Raw genomic sequence first — 17,173 nt, 5'->3', positions numbered from 1 at the left:
CTCCGCGGCCCGTTCCCGGGCCGTCATCATTCAAGCCGCTCGCCTTACACGCTTCACCCGTCAACGGAAAGCGTGAAGTTTCCCGTCCTCGCCCACGACGAACAGCGTGCCGCCAACCACAATCGGCGCCGTCGCCGCCCCAGCCGGCATCTGCGACGTGCCGACCAACGCGCCGTTCGTCGGGTTGAAAAGCCGCAAGAGCCCGTCCGACGAGGCGACAACCAGATGCCCGCCCGCCATCACTGGCCCGTAATGGGCGAAGATCGACTTGCGCTTGCGTGGTTTCTCCTGGGGATAGAGCGGCATTTCCGTCGCCCAGATCACATCGCCCGTCGCAGCATCGAGCCGGACGATCCGGTTCTCGTCGTTGACGAGGAAGATCGATCCGCCCGCCACCGCGATGGTGTTGACCGCGCCTTCCGTGGCCTCCCACTTGCGCTTTCCGGTGGTGGCATCGATGGCCACAGTTCGGCCGCTGGCATTGGCGACGAAGATGGTATTGCCCGAAACGACGGGATCAGAGGCGATATCCTGAATCTTGGAATAGCCGCGCGCGATACGGTTCCCGAGGACCGGCGCCGACCACATCTGCATCCCTCCGGTGCGGAACGCCGCCACAAGGCTGCCGCTCGAGAACGGGAACAGCGCGTACCGGTCGGTCAGTGCCGGGCCGCCACCGCCGACATAGGAGGTCTGCGCCGGAAGCCCCGCCAACTGCCAGCGGACTTTGCCATTCGAGGCATCGATGGCCCAGGCCGAGCTGTCGCGCGCCGTGACATAGACGGTGCCATCCGCCACGGCCGGTGTCCCGGTCGCCGCAGACGAGAAGCGCTGGCGCCACAGGATCGCGCCGTTCGACGGCTCGACCGCCAGAAGCTCGCCATAGCCCGTCGTCACGAACAGCTTGCCGTCGCCATAGGCCAGCCCGCCGCCCGCAGCCTCGCTGCCCGGATCGAGCGGCGGCGTAAGGCTGATTGACCACAGAGTTCCGCCGCCGGTCGAGGTAGCCGTCAGCGTCGACCGCGCGTCGATGGTGAAGACGCGTCCCCCCGCGGCCACCGGCGTCGTCGCCACACGGTAGCGGCGGGAATCGCCCTCGCCGATCGTGCTGGACCAGATGAGTTGCGGGCTGGGCGACAGCGCATTGTGCGGAGCGAGATGGCGCACGTTGCTGCCGCGATGCGTCCATTCCGACAGCGATACCGGCGCGCCAAGGCTGATCGGGACCGAGCGGTTGACCGCCCCCGTCTCATCGGTTGGCGCGGGCGCGCCTTCCGTCGTCACCTGGTTCTCCAGCGGCGCACGCACATCGAGGCGTTCGCCCTGCAGGATTACTTCCTTCGGTGCGCAGGCGGCCAAGGCCGCCACCAGCGCCAGTCCCGCAATCGCCCTGCTCTGCATCCCTGCCCCTGCCCTTGCCTGTCCTGCCCGACCGGCCATTGCGGTTTATTGTGCCGGCGGCTCGCCGCCCAGTGCCACGATCAACTGCCCGACCCGCGCGCGGGTCGCCTGCGTCGCCTCCTGCAACTGGACGAGCTCCGTCAGCGCCTTGATCGCGCCCGGCGCGTCGCCGTCCTCGACCTGAAGAAGGGCCAGCTGCTCCAGCGCCAGCGGACGATAGGGCCGGCCAGCGATTGCAATCGCCTCCAGCGCGGTCCGCCGTTCGGCGAGAGGCATGTCCTTGCCCGCGATCAGAACCCGCCGCAGCACGGCAAGATCGCGATAGGCGTCCGACAGCGTCGCATCTGCCGCGACCTTGTCGAGCGCGGCCAGCGCACCGGCCTTGTCAGTCACCGGATCGCCGGCCAGAAGAAGATCGAGGATAGCCCCGCGATCGCCGGTCGCCCCGATCGCCGCCAGCGCCTTGAGCCGCGCGGCCGGATCGTCATTATCCAGCGCACCCAGGACGGCATCGCCGAAGGCTTCCGAGGCCGCCTGTCTCTGGGACTTCTGCCATTCGTTCCAGGCGGCACCACCCACGATCAGCAGAACCAGCAGGATGCCGATCCAGCCGTATTTCTTCATCAGGGCGAAGAGCTTGTCGCGGCGGACCTCTTCGGTCACCTCGTCGATGAAACTATCCGGATTGCTCACGCGCGGGGACTCCGTGGTTTTGACCCGTCTTACCGGCGGCCCTGCCGCCGCGCAAGCCCGCCTCCGCCCCGACGCGCGTCAGGCTGCCTCGGCTTCTTCCTCTTCAGCCGATTGCCGCGCCCACATCGCCGCATATCGCCCGCCGAGCGCGACCAGTTCCTCGTGGCGCCCTTCCTCGACGATCCGGCCGGCCTCGAGCACGATGATCCGGTCGCTGTCGACGATGGTGGACAGCCGGTGCGCGATGGTGATGACGCTGCGGCCCTTGCCCATCGCCTTGAGGCTTTCCTGGATGTCGCGCTCGGTCTGAGTGTCGAGCGCGCTCGTTGCCTCGTCCAGAAGCAGGATCGGCGGGTTCTTCAGCAGCGTGCGGGCAATGCCGACGCGCTGCTTCTCGCCGCCCGAAAGCTTCAGCCCACGCTCGCCCACCGTCGTCTCGTAGCCGGCCGGCAGCGCCGTGATGAAGTCATGGATCTTGGCCGCCTTCGCTGCCGCCTCGACCTCCTGCCGGGTTGCCTCGGGGCGACCATAGGCGATGTTGTAGAAGACGGTATCGTTGAACAGCACGGTATCCTGCGGCACCACGCCGATCTGGGCATGGATGGAATCCTGCGTCACATCGCGCAGGTCCTGACCGTCGATACGGATCGCCCCGCCCGTCACGTCGTAGAAGCGGAACAGCAGCCGTCCGATGGTCGACTTGCCCGACCCCGAAGGACCGACAAGCGCGACCGTCTCGCCCGGCCCGACGCGGAAGGAGATGCCCTTCAGGATCTGCCGCTCGGGATCGTAGGCAAATTCCACCTTGTCGAAGGTCACCTCGCCCGCCGACACCTTTAGGTCCGGCGCACCGGGCTTGTCCTTGACCTCGGCGGGCTGGCCCAGAAGGCCGAACATCTCGCCCATGTCGACCAGCGCCTGCCGGATCTCGCGGTAGACCGTGCCAAGGAAGTTCAGCGGCATGGTGATCTGGATCATGTAGGCGTTGACCATGACGAAGTCGCCCACGGTCAGCTTGCCCGCCTGCACCCCCATCGCCGCCATGACCATGACGATCACGAGCCCCACGGTGATGATGAAGGCCTGGCCCGCATTCAGCACGCTCAACGACAGGCCGGTCTTGACCGCCGCCTTCTCGTAACGCTGCATCGCCACGTCGTAACGCGCCGCTTCTCGCGTCTCGGCGCCGAAATACTTGACGGTTTCGAAGTTCAGAAGGCTGTCGATGGCCTTCTGGTTCGCATCCGTATCCTGATCGTTCATCTCCTTGCGGACTTTCACGCGCCACTCGGTGATGCGGAAGGTGAAGGTGACGTAGATCGCGATCGTGACGACCACGACCACCGTGTATTGCCAGCCGAACATCACGGCGAAGATCGCCGAAACCAGCACCAGCTCGATGATGAGCGGCCCGATCGACAAGAGCAGGAAGCGCAGGAGGAAATCGACGCCTTTCACCCCGCGTTCGATGATGCGGCTCAGGCCCCCGGTCTTGCGCGTGATGTGATAGCGCAGCGACAGGCGGTGGATATGCGTGAAGGTCTCGAGCGCGAGCTGGCGCAGCGCGCGCTGCCCCACGCGCACGAAAACCGCATCCCGCAATTCGTTGAACGCGACCGAGGCGAGCCGCGCCACGCCGTAGGCCACTGTCAGCCCGACAGCGCCGTAGAGGAGCAGCCAGCTGTCGTCGCGATGCTCGTTTGTCAGCGCATCCACTGCCGCCTTGTAGAGGAATGGCGTGAAGACGGAGACAAGGCGCGCGACGACAAGGAACAACAGCGCAAGGATCACGCGGCGCTTGACCCAGCCCAGTTCCGGCGACGCCGGCCAGAGATATGGGGCGACGCGGCGGATGGTTTCCCACCCTTTCGTCGGGCGGTCGGAAACATCGGCGCTGGTGGCGCTGGCAGAGGGCTTGCGCATGGAACTTTCCCAGAAATCCCTGAACGGGAGAGGATTACGTTGTTCGCGGGACGGTTCTGGAGTAGAAACCCACTATTCAACGATTCACGAGTAGTTGAAGGATGGAGCAAAGTAAAGTCCTCGCCGCCCTGTCGGCCTTATCCCATGAATCGCGGCTGGAGCTGATCCGGCTGCTCATGGACAAGGGCGACGAAGGGCTTGCTGCGGGCGCGATAGGCGAAGCACTCGGCATCGGGGCATCGCGGCTGTCCTTCCACCTGTCGGCACTGGAACAGGCCGGGCTGATCCGGTCGCGGCGCGCGTCGCGCAACGTGATCTATGTCGTCGACCGTGAAGGCATTGGCCGCACCCTCGGCTTCCTGCTCGCCGATTGCTGCAAGGGCGATGCCAAGGTGATGGCCTGTTGCCGCGAGGCTTCGGGACAGCCGGAAGACAACGGGCCCTAGGCTCCGTCTCGAACCACCAAGACAACTGGCGCCCGACGAAACCGCCTCAGGGCTGCGATGTCACGACCGTCTGCGCCGGGCGTCGGGACAACCCACGGCCAGGTCGCGATTCGGGCCGCCTAGTCCTTCCTTGGAACCGAGAAGACCTGACCGGGATAGATCAGGTCCGGGTCCTTGATCTGCGCCTTGTTGGCCTCGAACACCCGCACATACATCACGCCGTCGCCGTAGTTCTCCTTGGCGATCTCCCACAGGGTAAAGCCGGGCTGGACGGTGATGTTGACCGGCTTGCCGGTTTTCGACCGCAGCGCGGCCAGAGCATCCGGGGCCTCGCGCTGGAACGGCGTCTCGTAGCGAGAGGTCACGTCACCTGCCGCGTCCAACTGATCGGCGCGCAGGGTGTAGATGCCCGGCGCGACTTCGCCGAGCGTTCCGCTCCAGCTGCCATCGGTGCCGACCGACGTTTCGAGCACGGGCGTGTTGTCGAGATAAAGCCGCAAGGGCGATCCCGCCTTGCCGTGGCCGGACAGTTGAACCGCGCCGGTCGTGGAATAGGAGATGGCGCCGATCGTCACGTTGTCGGGCAGCGCCGTTGCGCCTTGCACGACCTTGGCACCTTCATCCGTCACCAGCACGGCGGTGGCTGTCGTCGGCTCTGTTTCAGGCTCGCTGTCATCCTCGGTCGCTCCAGCCGCCGTTGTTGCGGCTGGAGCCCCAGTGCCTGTTGCAGCGGGCTGAACCGCTTCGGACGTATCCGCACCCATGGCTTCGGTCGTTTCGGCGGCAGCCACCTCGGTGCCCTCGGGTGCCGTCGCAGCGGCTTCGGTCTGGGCCGTCTCGGTCTGGGCCGTCTCGGATTGGGCCGTCTCGGCAACGGCTTCGCTTGCCTGCGCCGTCTCGGTTCCGGCGGGCTCGGCAGTCGCGGTCGCCGGTGTCGGTGCCAGCACCACCTCGTCGACCGAGGCGATCGCCGCCCCCGTTTCCGGCTTCATCGAAAGCTTCACGACACGGGGCGCTTCGCTTGGCGGCAGGGTGAACATTGCCACGAACTTGCCCTGCTGGTCAGCCACGGCACTTGCAGTCGCCACGCCATCCACCATGACCGATACCTCGGCCTCGGCCAGGGCACGGCCCGCTACCAGCGCATCGCCCTCGGGTGAGACGCGGACGACGTCGAAGGCGGGCGGTTCGGCCGCAGATGCCTCTGCGGTCGTCGCTTGTTCCGTTGCCGGTTCCGTTGCGGGCGCTGACTCTGTCGCGGCAGGTTCCGCTGCCGGCGCGGTTTCCGCAGGGGGTTCCGCAGCCGTCGCCTTTTCCGGCTCAGGTGCCGGAGCCGCCGTCTCGGCCGGTTGCGGCGCCGGTGCCTGGCCTTTCCAGATCAGCGCGCCAACGCCCACCACGACCGCCGCGCCGCCCGCAATCGCCAGCGTCTTCGCGCCAGCGCCCAATTCTTTCCACCCCGACATTCCAATCCCCCTGCCGGGTCTGTTGCCGACCCGTGCTTGTCCTTCCCGTAGCAACCCAGATAACAATCCGCAACGCAACAGATTTCAGGACCAATGCCACCGATGATTCCGCTTCGTTCCGTCTGCGTGTTCTGCGGCTCACGCCCCGGCGCCCGTCCCGCCTATGCCGAAGCCGCACGCGAGCTTGGCCGACTGATCGCGGCCGAAGGATGGAGGCTGGTCTATGGTGCAGGTGATGTCGGCCTGATGGGCGAGGTCGCGCGCGCCGCGCAGGCCGACGGGGCTCGCTCGCTTGGCGTCATCCCCACGCATCTGCTTTTGCGCGAAAAGGGCAAGCGCGACCTGACCTCGTTCGTCATCACCGAGGACATGCATGAACGCAAGAAGGTCATGTTCATGAACTCGGACGCGATCGTGGTCCTTCCGGGCGGCGCCGGAACGCTCGACGAATATTTCGAGGTGCTGACCTGGCGCCAGATCGGACTTCACAAGAAGCCGATCTTCCTTCTCAACACGGACGGCTACTGGAACCCGCTTGCCGAGCTTGGCGACCATGTCATCGCGGAAGGCTTCGCCGAGGATGCGATGCGCAGCTACTCTTCGCTGGTTCCCGACGTCGCGACGCTGGCCGACCGGCTGCGAGAGGCGCTTTCCTGACGGAAGGATGCGAGCGAATAGATCGCGACGGCAACCCAAATCAGGGCGAAGGCGGCCTTGTGCCAGATGGTGAAGGGCTCGCCAAACACCACGACGGCACAGAGGAACTGCAGCGTCGGGTTCACGAACTGCACCAGTCCGACAGTCGCCATCGACGCTTTGTGCGTGGCGGCCGCGAAAAGGATCAGCGGCCCGCCGGTGATGACGCCCGAGCCGAGCAAGAGCAGCGTGGTCTCCCAGCCGTCACCAGGATTGTGGCCCATGAAATGCCCGCCGGGCCGGCCGCCTTCGCTGAACCATCCTGCCTGAACGCCGGCGATCCAGATCAGCGCAAGCGGCGCAAGCAGCGTCACCTCCGCCGTCACCGAGGCGATCGGGTCCGCCTTGAGCCGTTTCTTCACCAGCCCGTAGATGCCGAAGGTGATGGCCAGGGTCAGAGCGATCCAGGGCGGCACATGCAGCCCCCAGGTCAACAGAGCCACGGCGATCCCCGCGACCACCGCCGCAACCGCCTGCAGGGCCGAGAGCTTTTCGCCGAAGAACACGACGCCGATGACCACCGCGACGATCGGGAACATGTAGTAGCCAAGGCTTGCCTCGGTCGCCATGCCGATCTGGACCGACAGGATGAACAGGAACCAGTTGGTCGAGATCATCAGCGCCGCCAGCGCCACGACCCAGACATCATGCGACCGGATCAGGCTGCCGACCTCGCTGAGCCGCCCCTTCACCAGCAGCACCACGGCGAAGAACACTGCCGACCAGATCGTGCGGTGGCTCAGCACCTCCAGCGGCGGCACCTGCGCGAGCGCCTTGTAATAGAGCGGCGAGAGGCCCCAGATTACCGCGGCGGCCAGCATGGCGAGCACGCCCTTGGTTCCCTCGCTCACCACCCTGCCCCCTGGAAATGCCCCAATGAAAACCGCCGCCTGGACTGCCGGGCGACGGAATGAGGATTTGCAGATTAGACGATCAGCGGCAAGCGGTCAGAGCTTGGCCGCGACCGCTTCCTAGTTCGCCAGCTTCTCGAGGAAGTTGGTGGCCTAAGCCGGACGCCTGTTGCGGAAGTCGATGTCGTAGCTGTGTTCCCACACGTCGCAGCCCAGCAGCGCGGTCTGACCGAAGCAGAGCGGGTTCACGCCGTTCTCGGTCTTGGTGATCTTGAGGCTGCCGGCCTTGTCCTTGACAAGCCAGACCCAGCCCGAACCGAACCGGCCCGCACCGGCGGCGGCGAAATCGTCCTTGAACTTCTGTACCGAGCCGTAAGCCTCGGTCAACGCCTCGCAAGAAGCCGATCTGCCTGCTCAATACCGAGGGCCAATGGAATCCGCTGATCGCGCTTGGCAACCATGTCATCGCCGAGGACGCGATGCGGAGCTGTTCTTCACTGGTTCACGACGTGACCACGCTCGCCCAACGCCTGCGGGCCGACTTCGCCTGATTACGGGATCAGCCGGTCCCGGAGGCCACGGCGGCCCGCATCTCCTCGATATGCGCGCGAGTCCAGCTGGTCGGAATGCCAAGCGGATAGAGAAGCAACGCCACGAACAGCAGCACCTGGATCAGCGGCACTGGCGACGGCCTTGCAGGCGTCGGCGTCCAGGACCCGGGCGGTCGGATTGCGACCACGATCAGCAAGACCAGCCCCGCTCCCGCCATGGCCAGGTTGAAAATCTGCCCAGGCGGCAGGCCGAACAGCGCGGATTCATAATCGCGCATGAAGTCAATCGCGGTCCTCAATCCAGCATAAAGCAGCAGGAACAGCCCCGTCGAGACCCCCTTGCCCGCCGGCCATAGCCGCAAAACGGCCCATAGCACCGGCACTAGCAGCAGGTTCTTCAGGCTGTCATAGAGCGCGACCGGATGCCGCGCGCCCTCGACACCAGGAATGATCACGGCCCAAGGCAGGTTGCTCGGGCTGCCGATAACCCCGCCCTCGATGAAGTTGCCGACGCGACCGACGGCCATCAGGAAAGCCCCTGGCACGACGGTCTCGTCCAGCAGGGCCATGAGTGGCACCTTCCGCCACCACGAGAACACCGCCAGTCCGGCGAGCGAGCCAAGCAGAACGCCGTGCGACGCCATGCCCCCCTGCCACCAGTCGATCGCCGCCGAAGGGTGCGCCTTGTACCACTCTGCTTCGTAAACGACGATGTCAAAGGCCCGTCCGCCGACCAGCGCGCCGAGCGCAAGCAGGTTCGACAGCTCAAAGACATCCTTGGCGGTTAGCCCAAGCCACTCCCGCCGCATCATGAACCATGCAAATATGCCAAGAAATCCGAGCGTATAGACCGCGCCATACCAGTAGAGGGTGACAGGCCCGACACTCAGGAACGCCAGATCAAAATCCGCGACCATGATTTGTCCTCCGGGCAGGTTCCTGCCCAGAGAAACTGTTTCATGCGCGACAGGGCCGCGCCTTGACTTGCGTCAACCAATCACGCGCCGGGTTCAGAGCCGCGCCGCGACTGCTTCCCAGTTCACCAGCTTTTCCAGGAAGTTGGTCAGGTAAGCAGGGCGCTTGTTGCGGAAGTCGATGTAGTAGCTGTGCTCCCACACGTCGCAGCCCAGAAGCGCGGTCTGTCCGAAGCACAGCGGGTTCACGCCATTCTCGGTCTTGGTGATCTTCAGGCTGCCGTCCTTGTCCTTGACGAGCCAAGCCCAGCCCGAACCGAACTGGCCGGCACCGGCGGCCGCGAAATCGTCCTTGAACTTCTGGACCGAACCGAAGGCCTCGGTCAGCGCCTTTTCCAGCGCACCCGGGATCTTCTTGTTCTCGCCCGGCGCCATCCATTCCCAGAACTGGTTGTGGTTCCAGTGCTGGCTGGCATTGTTGAAGATACCGTTCTGGGCCACCGCACCGGCCTGGTAGGTGCCTTTGACGATGTCCTCGAGCGACTTCGATTCCCACTCGGTGCCTGCGATCAGCTTGTTGCCGTTGTCGACATAGGCCTTGTGGTGCAGGTCATGGTGATACTCCAGCGTCTCCTTCGACATGCCGAGGGAGGCCAGCGCATCATGGGCATAGGGAAGATCGGGAAGGGTGAAAGCCATCGGAGCATCCTTTCGCTTCTGTTCGCTCGGGCGGCATCTTTGTCGCCGCGCGGCCGGGGTCAAGGTCAATCTGTCGCGGAATGGCGAAAGGACAAGCCTTCTCCTCAGTCGGAGGGGTAAACACTCCGGGCGCGGACAGGCTCCCGCCGACCGCATTGCGAGGCGACAGCCGGGTAGAGTCAGGCCAGACCCAGCTCGCTGCCGGGCTGCGCGGAATGCTCCAGAAGGCCGAAGACATAGCCTGCGACCGAGCGGAAGCAGACGATGCGGTAGCCGCTCCCCTGCCGCCAGAAGGCACCTGCCACCTGCGCGAGGCGCGTACGGCGCAACTCGCCCTCGGCCAGCGTGCCGTGATCCACCGGCGAGAGCTTCATCAGCACCTCGGCCGCCAGCGGTCCCTCGACATCAAACACCGCGCGGGCGTCCGACACGTCGACGGCCAGGTGATGCTGGCCCTTCAGCGCCTTCGCCACTGCGTCGAGCGCCTTGCCGACCTCGGCATAGGGCACGACCAGCAGGTATTCGTCCGGGCTCATCCAGCCCGCGGCCCGGTCGCCGTCGATCACGATCCGGCGTTGCTCCGGCAGGGCACAGCCGGTCGCCGCCTTGATCGCCTTGTCGAGCCCCGCCGTCCCCGGCTTGGCCCGCAGCGTGATCATGCCCAGAGGCCCGATTTCGCGGATCGTGGCGAAGCCGCGGTAGGTCTTGCCGCCCAATGCGCTGACAGGTTCAGACATTCTGCTTCTCCCCGTCCTTGTCATAGAAGACCGGATCGACGATCCGCACCTTCATCAGGCTGCCGTCGAGCTTGGTGAATTCCAGCGTCTCGCCCATCCGCTCCGGCCCGCGTTTCACCAGACCCATGGCGATGCCGCGCCCGAGCGTCGGCGAGAAATAGGTCGAGGTGATCCGCCCCTGCACGTTGCGCTGGCCGTTGGCGTTGACGCCGATATCCACCGCATAGGCGCCATCCGGGATGACAGAGCCATCCAGCGCTTCGAGCCCCACCAGCTTCCAGCGGTTCGGATCGGCCAGATAGGTCCGCTCCTGCCCGCGCTTGCCGAGGTAGTCGGCCTTCTTCTTCGAGATCGCCCAGCCGAGGTTCAGGTCCTGCGGGATCACGGTGCCGTCGGTTTCATCGCCGATCATGATGAAGCCCTTTTCGGCGCGCAGGACGTGCAGCGCCTCGGTTCCATAGGGCATCGCCCCGAACTCCGCGCCCGCTGCCACGCAGGCATCCCAGAAGGCCCGGCCATGGCTGGCCGGGACCGCGATCTCGTAGCTGAGTTCGCCCGAGAAGCTGATCCGGTAGACACGCACCGGGAACCCGCCAAGCGTGCCGTCGGCCCATTGCATGAAGGGCAGCGTCTCTTTCGAGACATCCATCCCGCCGAGTTTCTCCAGCAGTTTCCGCGCATTGGGGCCGACGACTGCGACCTGGGCATATTGCTCGGTCACGTTGGCGGTATAGACCTGCCAGTCCCACCATTCGCACTGGAGCCAGTCCTCCATATGCGCGTGGATGCGGTCGGCACCGCCCGTGGTGGTGTGGCAGAGGAATGTCTCTTCGTCGATCCGCGCCACGACACCGTCATCCATCAGGAAGCCGTTCTCGCTGCACATCAGGCCGTAGCGGCACTTGCCGACCGGCAAGGTCGACATCACGCCCGTATAGAGCATGTCGAGGAACTTGCCCGCATCCGGGCCCTTGACGATGATCTTGCCAAGCGTCGAGGCGTCAAGCAGGCCGATGCCCTTGCGGACATTCAGCACCTCGCGCTTCACCGCGTCTTCGTGGCTTTCGCCGTCGCGGGTGTAGCAATAGGGCCGGCGCCAGAGGCCGACCGGCTCGAAATAGGCGCCATTTGCCTCGTGCCATTCATGGATCGGCGTGCGGCGGAGCGGCTGGAATATCTCGCCCCGCGCCTCGCCCGCCAGCGCCCCGAAGGTGACCGGGGTATAGGGCGGGCGGAAGGTGGTGGTGCCGACTTGCGGGATCTGTTCATTCAACGCCTGAGAAAGAACCGCCAGACCGTTGATATTGCTTAGTTTACCCTGATCTGTCGCCATGCCGAGCGTGGTATAGCGCTTGGTATGCTCGACGCTCTCGTACCCCTCGCGCGCCGCAAGCTGCACGTCGGACACCTTCACGTCGTTCTGGTAATCGAGCCACATCTTCATCTTCAGCGCCGGACCCGCGCCCTGCGGCATGACCCAGACCGCCTCGGTGGCGATGGAAGCGGGGTTGGAGATGGATGCAGCCTCGGCCTTCTTCGGCTTGTGGCCGGTCGCCTCGGCAGCGGCGCGACCGGCGGCATCGGCATCGGCCAGAAGCCCGGCCTCTTCGGTTCCGTTCGCGGCGCCGGTGACAATGACCATCGGCTGGCCTTCGGCGCCGGTCGGCGGACGGGTCGCGTCGGGGCGGAAGGCAGCGATCCTGTCATCCCACAGCAGCTTGCCGCCGCAATGGCTCCAGAGATGGACCACCGGCGACCAGCCGCCCGACATGGCGACGGCATCGCAGGCGATCTCTTCCATCACAGCGCCCTCGCCCGCCTGCAGACCGATCTGCACGCCGGTCACGCGACGGCCGCCCTTGACCTTGACCACGGCGCGCCCGGCCTCGACCCGGATGCCGGCAGCACGGGCCATGTCGGCCAGCTCACCGGTCACGACCGCACGGGCGTCGATGATCGCCGGCACGGACAGGCCCGCGGCCTTCAGCGCCAGTGCCGTGCGATAGGCGTCGTCGTTGTTGGTCACGACCACGGTGCGGTCGCCAACGCTGACGCCGTAGTTCACCACGTAGTCGCGCAGCGATGCGGCCAGCATCACGCCGGGAATGTCGTTGCCGGCAAAGGACAGAGGCCGCTCGATGCTGCCGGTCGCGCTGATGATCCGCCCGACGCGCAGCCGCCAGAGGCGGTGCTTCGGACGCCCGTCGCCGGGGGTATGGTCCGCCACCTTCTCGTCGGCCAGCACATAGCCGTGGTCATAGACGCCCGCCGCCGTCGTGCGGATGCGGAGCGTCACGTTCTCCATCTTCGCAAGGGCCGCGACTGTCGCGTCGATCCAGGCTTCGGCGGGCTTGCCGTCGATCTCGACCCCGTCAACCGGCGCGCGGCCGCCCCAATGGGCGGTCTGTTCGACCAGCCAGACCTTCGCCCCGGCCCGGGCCGCCGAGAGTGCGGCCTGCAGCCCCGCGATACCGCCGCCCACGACCAGCACGTCGCAGAAGGCATAGGCCTGCTCGTAGCGGTCAACGTCGCGATCCTTGGGCACGCGGCCGAGACCCGCCGACTGGCGGACGATCGGCTCGAACAGGTGCTTCCACGCCGCGCGCGGGTGGATGAAGGTCTTGTAGTAGAAGCCGGCCGGCAACATCCGGGCGACGTAGTTGTTCACCACGCCCACATCGAATTCGAGGCTCGGCCAATGGTTCTGGCTGGCGCTTTCCAGTCCGTCGAACAGCTCGGTCGTGGTCGTGCGCTGGTTCGGCTCAAGCCGCGCACCGGAGCCAAGGTTGACCAGCGCATTCGGCTCTTCCGGACCGGCGGCAACCACGCCGCGCGGACGGTGATACTTGAAGCTCCGGCCGACCATCATCTGGTCGTTGGCCAAGAGCGCAGAGGCCAGCGTATCCCCGGCATACCCCTTGAGGCGCTTGCCATTGAAGGTGAAGTCGAGGGCGGCGCTGCGGTCGATCAGCCGGCCGCCGCGGGCAAGACGCGTGCTCATTTGTACCCCTTCCAGTCGGGACGGCGGGCCTTGATCGCGGCCACAACCTCGGGCGGCGGCTCGGGCGTCTGCGCCGGATAGGTCGCGAACACCTCGAGCGTCGCGGTGTCGCGCGCAGCGAGGAACCACTTGCCGCAGCCATAGGCATGGCGCCAACGCTCGAAATGCACGCCCTTCTCGTTGCGGCGAGCGAACATGTAGCTTTCGAACTCGTCATCCGACGAACCCGGCCCGAAGCGCTTCAGATGCGCCTCGCCGCCGGGGGCGAGTTCGGTTTCCTCGGCCTTCACGCCGCAATATGGGCAGGTGAGCGTCAGCATTGGCGAGCCTTCACATGCGAGGGAAAGAGACGAATTTTCATGCGAAAATTCGGGAACAGGGTGCTGATTTTTCGCAGAAAAATCGCGGGGGTCATCAGTGCGCCACCCCGGCTGCGACGGATTCGTCGATGAAGCGGCCTTCACGGAAGCGCCCGAGGTTGAACTCGGCGGCCAGCGGCCCGGGCTCTCCCTTGGCCATCAGTTCGGCCATTGCCCAGCCCGAGCCGGGGATCGCCTTGAAGCCGCCGGTGCCCCAGCCGCAGTTGATGAAGCAGTTGCCGAGCGGCGTCTTCGAGATGATGGGCGAGCGGTCGCCGGTCATGTCGACGATCCCGCCCCATTGCCGCAGCATCTTCAGCCGGCTGATCATCGGGAAGGTCTCGATCAGCGCGCGCAGCGTTTCCTCGATATGCTGGAAGGAGCCGCGCTGCGTGAAGTTGTTGAAGCCGTCGGTACCGCCGCCGATCACCATCTCGCCCTTGTCGGACTGGCTCATGTAGCCATGCACGGTATTGGCCATCACGACCACGTCCATGCAGGGCTTGATCGGCTCGGAGACCAGCGCCTGCAGCGCCACCGCCTCGATCGGAAGGCGGAAGCCCGCCATCTCGGCCACCTGCCCCGAATGGCCGGCCACGACGATGCCGAGCTTGCTGCAGCCGATGAAGCCCCTGGTCGTCTCGACGCCGGTGACCTTGCCACCTTCCGACCGGACGCCCTTCACCTCGCATTGCTGGATGATGTCCATGCCCATGGCCGAGCAGGCCCGCGCATAGCCCCAGGCGACGGCATCGTGCCGCGCGGTGCCGCCGCGCGCCTGGTAAAGCGCGCCGAGGACCGGATAGCGCGGCCCGTCGATGTTGATGATCGGCACCAGTTCCTTGACCCGCTCCGGCCCGATCCATTCGGTGGTCACATTCTGGAGACCGTTGGCATGGACCGTGCGCAGGTAGCCGCGCACCTCGTGATGGGTCTGGGCGAGCATCAGAAGGCCGCGCGGGCTGAACATGACGTTGTAGTTCAGGTCCTGGCTCAGCGTCTCGTAAAGGCTGCGGGCCTTCTCGTAGATCGCGGCGGACGGGTCCTGCAGGTAGTTCGAGCGGATGATGGTGGTGTTCCGGCCGGTATTGCCGCCACCGAGCCAGCCCTTCTCGATCACCGCGACATTGGTGATGCCAAAGTTTTTCCCAAGATAATAAGCGGTTGCAAGGCCATGCCCGCCGGCGCCGACGATGATGACATCGTAACGCGGCTTTGGCTCGGGGCTGCGCCAGGCGCGCTCCCATCCCTGGTGGAAGCGCAGCGCCTCGCGGGCGATGGCGAAGACGGAATAGCGTGACATCGGACCTGCCCCCTGTTTCCGGGTGTCCCTGCTTCTGGAACGGGGCCGAGTTTTAGCCGCACCCGCAAGCGGCACAATCGGGAAAAATGCGACATTACCCATCACGCTGCCGCGACAGGATCGCGCAGTCGAATGCGGCTTTTGTCCGGGGGCCCGCCGCATTACATGGAAGCGGCAGAATGCGGAGGTGTCATGCTGTTCTGGATCGCGGCAGGCGGGATCACTCTGGCAGTCGGGGCGATCCTGCTGCTGGCCGGTTTGCGGGCGGGCGGCTCGGCCGCTCCGGCGGCGGAATTCGACCTGCAGGTCTATCGCGACCAGTTGCGCGAGGTCGACCGCGACGAGGCGCGCGGCGTGATCGGCGCCGAGGATGCGGCGCGGCTGAAGACCGAGCTTGGCCGCAAGGTGCTGGAGGCTGACCGCGCCCGCGCAGCCGCCACTGGCGATGTGGCCCCGCCGCGCTCGGCGCAGATGGCCCTTTCGGTCGCGGTGCTGGCCCTGATGCTGGGCGGGGTCTGGGCCTATGTCCGGCTCGGCGCGCCCGGCTATCCCGACCTGCCGATCGCCGAACGCCTGGCGATGGCCGAGGAAGCCCATGCCAACCGTGCAACCCAGGCCGAAGCCGTAAAGGCCGCCGCCGCCAATCGCCCTGCCCCGCCACAGGCCTCGGCCGAATTCCTCGGGCTGATGGACAAGCTTCGCGCGGCCCTGAAGGACCGGCCCGATGACGCCGAGGGCCACCGGCTTCTGGCGCGCAACGAGGCGTCGCTCGGCAATTTCGACGCGGCAATAGCGGCGCAGGACAAGGTGATCTCGATCAGTGGCGACAAGGCCACGGGCGAGGATCACGCTGTGCTGGCAGAGATGATGATCCTGAACGCCGGCGGATTCGTTTCCCCCGAGGCTGAGGCCGAACTGTCGAAGGCGCTGCAGCTCGATCCGGGTAACGGCACGGCCATCTATTACGCAGGCCTGATGTTCCTGCAGAACGGTCGCCCCGACCGCACCTTCCAGCTCTGGGCGCCGCTTCTCGACCGGTCGGGCAAGGACGACCCATGGGTCGAGCCGATCCGCGCCAATATCGAGATGGTAGCCGAGGCTGCTGGCGAACAATACACGCTCCCGCTCGAACCCGGAGCGCCCGGCCCCTCGGCGGCCGATGTGCAGGCCGCCGGCGAGATGTCGGCCGAGGACCGCCAGCAGATGATCCGCGGCATGGTCGAGCAACTCAACGACCGGCTGGCAAGTCAGGGCGGCTCGCCCGAGGAATGGGCGCGGCTTGTCACGGCCTATGCCGTGCTGGGCGAAACCGACAAGGCCAAGGCGACCTGGGACGAGGCTCAGACGGCCTTTGCGGGGCAGGACAATGCGCTGGCGACGATCCGCGATGCCGCCCTCGGCGCAGGGGTGGCCCCATGACGGTCATTGACCAGATCTCCGATTTCGCCGCCGCCCTGCCCCGGCATGGCGCGCTGGCGGGCCTCGATCTGGGCGACAAGACCATCGGTGTCGCGGTCTCGGACGGGCTGCGGCAGGTGGCGACGCCGCTTCTGACCATCCGGAGGGTGAAGTTCACCACCGATGCCGAGGAACTCCTGAAGATCGTGCGCGCCCGCGATCTCAAGGGGCTGGTGCTCGGCCTGCCCCTGAACATGGACGGCACAGAAGGCCCGCGCGTACAATCGACCCGCGCCTTTGCCCGGAACCTGATGCGCCTGACCGACTTGCCGATTGTGTTCTGGGACGAACGCCTGTCGACCGTTGCGGCAGAAAGGGCACTTCTGGAGGCGGATACGTCGCGGAAGCGTCGTTCCGAGGTGATCGACCATGTCGCAGCCGGCTATATCCTGCAGGGGGCCTTGGATCGGCTGGGATTTCTTGCGCAGGAGAATGGCGCGTGAAGCAGGACGTCTGGAAGCGGCAGGAGATCGAGTCGCCCTGCGTCAAGCTGTGCGTCGTCCATCCCGAGGAACGCATCTGCGTCGGGTGCTACCGCAGCATCGAGGAAATCTCGGCCTGGTCGCGCCTGACGCCCGAGGAACGCAGCGCCATCATCGCCGACCTGCCCTCGCGCGCCCCGCGTCTGGCCCGCCGGCGGGGCGGGCGCATCGGCCGGCTAGATCGCTGACCCAG

General features: G+C 66.0%; 16 protein-coding genes and 1 pseudogene. 5 read left to right on the top strand and 12 right to left on the bottom strand.

The annotated features are described in order from the left end of the window. Positions 1-60: 60 nt before the first annotated feature. The 3 genes from L0V05_RS12520 to L0V05_RS12510 form a co-directional block, all read right to left on the bottom strand. The gene (locus L0V05_RS12520; protein ID WP_234870969.1) at positions 61-1,440 is read right to left on the bottom strand and encodes an outer membrane protein assembly factor BamB family protein; all 1,380 of its coding nucleotides are present in this window, start codon (positions 1,438-1,440) and stop codon (positions 61-63) included. A 6-nt stretch (positions 1,441-1,446) separates the two neighbouring features. Further along, positions 1,447-2,094: a tetratricopeptide repeat protein gene (locus L0V05_RS12515; RefSeq protein ID WP_234870967.1), complete on the bottom strand. Its 648-nt coding sequence runs from the start codon at positions 2,092-2,094 to the stop codon at positions 1,447-1,449. Between the two features lie 78 nt (positions 2,095-2,172). Beyond that, positions 2,173-4,017 (bottom strand): ABCB family ABC transporter ATP-binding protein/permease, encoded by a 1,845-nt coding sequence (locus L0V05_RS12510; protein WP_234870965.1) that lies wholly within the window; start codon positions 4,015-4,017, stop codon positions 2,173-2,175. Positions 4,018-4,118: 101 nt separating this feature from the next. Here L0V05_RS12510 and L0V05_RS12505 point away from each other — a divergent pair, with 101 nt between their 5' ends. Next, positions 4,119-4,463, top strand: a complete 345-nt coding sequence (locus tag L0V05_RS12505) for an ArsR/SmtB family transcription factor (protein ID WP_234870963.1) — start codon at positions 4,119-4,121, stop codon at positions 4,461-4,463. A gap of 119 nt (positions 4,464-4,582) precedes the next feature. Here L0V05_RS12505 and L0V05_RS12500 read toward each other — a convergent pair whose 3' ends face one another. Beyond that, positions 4,583-5,929: a LysM peptidoglycan-binding domain-containing protein gene (locus L0V05_RS12500; RefSeq protein ID WP_234870961.1), complete on the bottom strand. Its 1,347-nt coding sequence runs from the start codon at positions 5,927-5,929 to the stop codon at positions 4,583-4,585. 102 nt (positions 5,930-6,031) lie between these two features. Here L0V05_RS12500 and L0V05_RS12495 point away from each other — a divergent pair, with 102 nt between their 5' ends. Beyond that, on the top strand, positions 6,032-6,586 hold the full coding sequence (locus tag L0V05_RS12495) for an LOG family protein (protein WP_234870959.1): 555 nt from the start codon (positions 6,032-6,034) through the stop codon (positions 6,584-6,586). Here L0V05_RS12495 and rarD read toward each other — a convergent pair. The 8 genes and pseudogenes from rarD to L0V05_RS12455 form a co-directional block, all read right to left on the bottom strand. Next, positions 6,523-7,476, bottom strand: coding sequence for an EamA family transporter RarD (gene rarD, locus L0V05_RS12490; RefSeq protein ID WP_234870957.1), 954 nt, complete (start codon positions 7,474-7,476; stop codon positions 6,523-6,525). The two genes, L0V05_RS12495 and rarD, sit on opposite strands and share 64 nt — an antisense overlap. A 153-nt stretch (positions 7,477-7,629) precedes the next feature. Further along, positions 7,630-7,869 (bottom strand): annotated as a pseudogene (locus L0V05_RS12485) (superoxide dismutase); the annotation flags it as partial. A 166-nt stretch (positions 7,870-8,035) separates the two neighbouring features. Then, positions 8,036-8,944, bottom strand: coding sequence for a prolipoprotein diacylglyceryl transferase (locus L0V05_RS12480; RefSeq protein WP_234870955.1), 909 nt, complete (start codon positions 8,942-8,944; stop codon positions 8,036-8,038). A gap of 93 nt (positions 8,945-9,037) precedes the next feature. Continuing rightward, complete coding sequence (locus L0V05_RS12475; RefSeq protein ID WP_234870953.1) at positions 9,038-9,640, bottom strand: superoxide dismutase; 603 nt, start codon at positions 9,638-9,640, stop codon at positions 9,038-9,040. Between the two features lie 179 nt (positions 9,641-9,819). Further along, on the bottom strand, positions 9,820-10,377 hold the full coding sequence (locus tag L0V05_RS12470) for a sarcosine oxidase subunit gamma (RefSeq protein WP_234870951.1): 558 nt from the start codon (positions 10,375-10,377) through the stop codon (positions 9,820-9,822). Beyond that, positions 10,370-13,378: a sarcosine oxidase subunit alpha family protein gene (locus L0V05_RS12465; RefSeq protein ID WP_234870949.1), complete on the bottom strand. Its 3,009-nt coding sequence runs from the start codon at positions 13,376-13,378 to the stop codon at positions 10,370-10,372. The genes L0V05_RS12470 and L0V05_RS12465 overlap by 8 nt, the downstream gene beginning before the upstream one ends. After that, positions 13,375-13,698: a sarcosine oxidase subunit delta gene (locus L0V05_RS12460; RefSeq protein WP_234870947.1), complete on the bottom strand. Its 324-nt coding sequence runs from the start codon at positions 13,696-13,698 to the stop codon at positions 13,375-13,377. The genes L0V05_RS12465 and L0V05_RS12460 overlap by 4 nt, the downstream gene beginning before the upstream one ends. 94 nt (positions 13,699-13,792) lie before the next feature. After that, the gene (locus L0V05_RS12455) at positions 13,793-15,040 is read right to left on the bottom strand and encodes a sarcosine oxidase subunit beta family protein (protein ID WP_234870945.1); all 1,248 of its coding nucleotides are present in this window, start codon (positions 15,038-15,040) and stop codon (positions 13,793-13,795) included. Positions 15,041-15,232: 192 nt separating this feature from the next. On the opposite strand from L0V05_RS12455, the gene ccmI reads away from it, so the two are divergent. From ccmI to L0V05_RS12440, 3 genes are read left to right on the top strand one after another with little or no spacing between them, the layout of a single operon-like run. Further along, positions 15,233-16,459 carry a c-type cytochrome biogenesis protein CcmI gene (ccmI, locus tag L0V05_RS12450; RefSeq protein ID WP_234870943.1) on the top strand — a complete coding sequence of 409 codons (1,227 nt, stop codon included), beginning with the start codon at positions 15,233-15,235 and terminating at the stop codon, positions 16,457-16,459. Beyond that, on the top strand, positions 16,456-16,941 hold the full coding sequence (gene ruvX, locus L0V05_RS12445; RefSeq protein ID WP_234870941.1) for a Holliday junction resolvase RuvX: 486 nt from the start codon (positions 16,456-16,458) through the stop codon (positions 16,939-16,941). The genes ccmI and ruvX overlap by 4 nt, the downstream gene beginning before the upstream one ends. After that, positions 16,938-17,168, top strand: a complete 231-nt coding sequence (locus tag L0V05_RS12440; protein WP_234870939.1) for a DUF1289 domain-containing protein — start codon at positions 16,938-16,940, stop codon at positions 17,166-17,168. Before ruvX ends, L0V05_RS12440 begins: the two co-directional genes overlap by 4 nt. Positions 17,169-17,173: the final 5 nt, after the last annotated feature.

The sequence above is a fragment of the Alitabrizicola rongguiensis genome, assembly GCF_021491355.1.
Lineage (GTDB): Bacteria > Pseudomonadota > Alphaproteobacteria > Rhodobacterales > Rhodobacteraceae > Aliitabrizicola > Aliitabrizicola rongguiensis.
This window is presented reverse-complemented; position numbering and strand designations above follow the sequence as displayed.

Coding starts and splice junctions, on each gene's coding strand:
- L0V05_RS12455 (WP_234870945.1), bottom strand. CDS start 15,040: ATGTCACGCTATTCCGTCTTCGCCATCGCCCGCGAGGCGCTGCGCTTC.
- L0V05_RS12475 (WP_234870953.1), bottom strand. CDS start 9,640: ATGGCTTTCACCCTTCCCGATCTTCCCTATGCCCATGATGCGCTGGCC.
- L0V05_RS12465 (WP_234870949.1), bottom strand. CDS start 13,378: ATGAGCACGCGTCTTGCCCGCGGCGGCCGGCTGATCGACCGCAGCGCC.
- ccmI (WP_234870943.1), top strand. CDS start 15,233: ATGCTGTTCTGGATCGCGGCAGGCGGGATCACTCTGGCAGTCGGGGCG.
- L0V05_RS12495 (WP_234870959.1), top strand. CDS start 6,032: ATGATTCCGCTTCGTTCCGTCTGCGTGTTCTGCGGCTCACGCCCCGGC.
- L0V05_RS12510 (WP_234870965.1), bottom strand. CDS start 4,017: ATGCGCAAGCCCTCTGCCAGCGCCACCAGCGCCGATGTTTCCGACCGC.
- L0V05_RS12505 (WP_234870963.1), top strand. CDS start 4,119: ATGGAGCAAAGTAAAGTCCTCGCCGCCCTGTCGGCCTTATCCCATGAA.
- L0V05_RS12460 (WP_234870947.1), bottom strand. CDS start 13,698: ATGCTGACGCTCACCTGCCCATATTGCGGCGTGAAGGCCGAGGAAACC.
- L0V05_RS12470 (WP_234870951.1), bottom strand. CDS start 10,377: ATGTCTGAACCTGTCAGCGCATTGGGCGGCAAGACCTACCGCGGCTTC.
- L0V05_RS12500 (WP_234870961.1), bottom strand. CDS start 5,929: ATGTCGGGGTGGAAAGAATTGGGCGCTGGCGCGAAGACGCTGGCGATT.
- ruvX (WP_234870941.1), top strand. CDS start 16,456: ATGACGGTCATTGACCAGATCTCCGATTTCGCCGCCGCCCTGCCCCGG.
- L0V05_RS12480 (WP_234870955.1), bottom strand. CDS start 8,944: ATGGTCGCGGATTTTGATCTGGCGTTCCTGAGTGTCGGGCCTGTCACC.
- L0V05_RS12520 (WP_234870969.1), bottom strand. CDS start 1,440: ATGGCCGGTCGGGCAGGACAGGCAAGGGCAGGGGCAGGGATGCAGAGC.